This is a genomic window from Aromatoleum diolicum (assembly GCF_012910955.1).
GTDB lineage: Bacteria > Pseudomonadota > Gammaproteobacteria > Burkholderiales > Rhodocyclaceae > Aromatoleum > Aromatoleum diolicum.
The window spans coordinates 1-3111 of the sequence record NZ_WTVQ01000089.1 but is presented as its reverse complement, the minus strand read 5'-3'; the positions used below and the strand labels follow the sequence as shown (position 1 = coordinate 3111).

The following is a 3111-nucleotide window of genomic DNA, read 5'->3' as shown; positions in this document are numbered from 1 at the left end:
CCGAGCCCCCGAAGCGCAGTGCCGGCGTGCGCGTGGCGGACGTCGCGCAACTCGTCGACAAGCTCAAGAACGAAGCGAAGGTGATCTGATCATGGCGATCCTGGTAATTGCAGAACACGACAATCAAACGATCAAGGCCGCGACGCTCAACACCGTGGCCGCTGCCGCGAAACTGAGTGGTGAGATTCACGTGCTGGTGGCCGGTGCGAATTGCGCCGCCGCCGCGAGTGAAGCCGCGAAGATCGCCGGCGTCGCCAAGGTGCGCGTGGCCGACGCTGCGCACTATGACGCCCAGACCGCCGAGAACGTCGCCGCGCTCGTCGTCGCCCTCGTTGCCAATGAGGCATCGGGCTACACCCACATCCTCGCGCCGAGCACGGCCAACGGCAAGAACGTCGCCCCGCGCGTCGCGGCGCTCCTCGATGTGGCACAGATCTCCGACGTCACCAGCATCGAAAGCGCCGACACCTTCGTGCGGCCGATCTATGCCGGCAACGCGATGGCCACCGTCAAATCCGCCGACGCCGTGAAAGTGCTCACGGTGCGCACCACCGCCTTCGAAGCGGCGGGGCTGAATGGTGCCGCGACGGTCGAAGCACTGGCGGCCGGCCCCGACCTGGGACTCTCCACGATGAAAGGCCGCGAACTCACCAAGAGTGCACGGCCTGAACTCGGTGCCGCGAAGATCATCGTCTCCGGCGGCCGCGGCCTCGGCAACAGCGAGAACTACCACAAGCTGCTGGAGCCGCTCGCCGACGCCCTCGGCGCAGCGCTGGGTGCCTCGCGCGCCGCGGTCGATGCGGGCTACGTGCCCAACGACTACCAGGTCGGCCAGACCGGCAAGATCGTCGCGCCGCAGCTCTATATCGCGGTCGGCATCTCCGGCGCCATCCAGCATCTCGCCGGCATGAAGGACTCCAAGGTGATCGTCGCGATCAACAAGGACCCGGAAGCGCCGATCTTCCAGGTGGCGGACTATGGGCTGGTGGGTGATCTGTTCGAGATCGTCCCCGAGCTGGCCAAGGCAGTGGCCTGATCACTGCGACAGCACAAGCTGGAAAAAAGGGCTGCGCCTGACCGGGCGTAGCCCTCAATTAATAATTAGGTCTCGGGAGAAGAACACATGAGTCAATACACTGCGCCGATCCGCGACATGCAGTTCGTCATGCGCGAACTGGCAGGCCTGGACGAGGTCGCGAAGCTACCCGGCTGCGAAGAGGTTTCATCCGACCTGGTGGATGCGATCCTCGACGAGGCGAACAAGTTCGCCAGCGGCGTGCTCGCACCGCTGAACTGGTCCGGCGACCAAGAAGGCGCCAAGTGGGACAACGGCAGCGTGAAAACTGCGACGGGCTGGAAGGACGCCTATCGGCAGTTCACCGAAGCCGGCTGGACCGCGCTGGCCTGCGACCCGCAGTTTGGCGGCCAGGGTCTGCCGAAGCTGATCGCGACCGCAGTGATGGAAATGTGGAAATCCGCCAACATGGCGTTCTCGCTGTGCCCGATGCTGACCAACGGTGCCATCGAATCGATCACGCTGCGTGGCACCGATGACCAGAAAGCAGCCTACCTGCCGAAGATGGTGAGCGGCCAGTGGACCGGCACGATGAACCTGACCGAACCGCAGGCCGGATCGGATCTCGCCGCGGTGCGCACCCGCGCCGAGCCACAGCCCGATGGCACCTACCGCATCTTCGGTCAGAAGATCTTCATTACCTACGGCGAGCATGACCTCACCGACAACATCGTCCATCTGGTGCTGGCCCGACTGCCGGACGCACCGGAAGGCGTGAAGGGCATTTCGCTCTTCGTCGTGCCGAAGTTCGTGCTCAATGCGGACGGCACGCCCGGTGCGCGCAACGACGTGCATTGCGTCTCGATCGAACACAAGCTCGGCATCCACGCCAGCCCGACCTGCGTGCTCGCGTTCGGTGACAAAGGCGGAGCGATCGGTACGCTCGTCGGCGAACCGAACCGCGGCCTCGAATACATGTTCATCATGATGAACGAAGCCCGTTTTGCCGTTGGCATGGAAGGTGTGGCGCTGTCGGAACGTGCCTACCAGCATGCCTTGACCTATGCGAAGGACCGAGTCCAGGGGACCGAAGTCGGTGTCCGCGGCGGACCGAAGGTGTCGATCATCCATCACCCGGATGTGCGCCGCATGCTGATGTCGATGAAGTCGCAGACCGAGGCGATGCGTGCGCTGGCCTATGTGGTTGGCGCCGCGACCGACATGGCGCACCTTCACCCCGATGAGGCTGTGCGTGCGCAGAAACAGGCCTTCGTCGATCTGATGATCCCGGTCGTGAAGGGATGGTGCACGGAAAACTCGATCGACATCGCTTCGACCGGCGTGCAGGTTCATGGCGGCATGGGTTTCATCGAGGAAGCCGGCGCGGCGCAGCACTTGCGCGATGCGCGCATCACGACTATTTACGAAGGCACCACTGCGATCCAGGCCAACGACCTGATCGGCCGCAAGATCGCCCGTGAAGATGGCGTCACGATCAAGGCAGTCATCACGGAGATGCGCGCGGTGCAGGCTCGCCTTGGCGAGCAAAGCGGCGAGGCATTCGTCGCGATCCGCAAGTCGCTGGACGTCGGGATCTCGTCGCTGGAGTCGGCAGTCGAGTACATCCTTGCCACCTATGGCAAGGACGTCAAGGCTGCGTCAGTTGGATCGGTGCCTTTCCTCAAGCTGCTCGGCATCGTTGCCGGCGGCTGGATGATGGCGCGCGCTGCGCTGGTAGCGCAGGCCCGCATCGTCCAAGGGGCGGCCGGCGACGACTTCTACAGCACGAAGATCGTAACGGCGCGCTTCTATGCCGACCACATTCTGCCGCAGGCCCACGCACTCGCGTACAGCGTGGTCAATGGCGCTGCCGGAGCAATGGATCTGTCCGAAGCGCAGTTCTGATACGGCACGAAGTGTGGGAGGGCGCCGCGCGCATCCTCCCACTACCGTCCGCCACAAGAGTGGTTGACCCGTCCTGAATTAGGTTGACACCTGTTGTGACGGATAAGCCGGCCTAATGGCCGGCCTGCATAGACGCCCGATGAACCTCATCGGGCGTTTTCAATTGTATCGAGCAATGCGGCCGTTCCGTG

The 3111-nt window shown here is 63.7% G+C and carries 2 protein-coding genes and 1 pseudogene; all 3 read left to right on the top strand.

All coding sequences use genetic code 11. The features are described from left to right. Nucleotides 1–89, top strand: a pseudogene (locus tag GPA25_RS23435) (electron transfer flavoprotein subunit beta/FixA family protein); the annotation flags it as partial. Nucleotides 90–91: 2 nt separating this feature from the next. Then, nucleotides 92–1036, top strand: a complete 945-nt coding sequence (locus GPA25_RS23430) for an electron transfer flavoprotein subunit alpha/FixB family protein (protein WP_169262805.1) — start codon at nucleotides 92–94, stop codon at nucleotides 1034–1036. An 87-nt stretch (nucleotides 1037–1123) separates the two neighbouring features. Then, nucleotides 1124–2920, top strand: a complete 1797-nt coding sequence (locus GPA25_RS23425) for an acyl-CoA dehydrogenase (RefSeq protein ID WP_169262804.1) — start codon at nucleotides 1124–1126, stop codon at nucleotides 2918–2920. Nucleotides 2921–3111 lie beyond the last annotated feature (191 nt).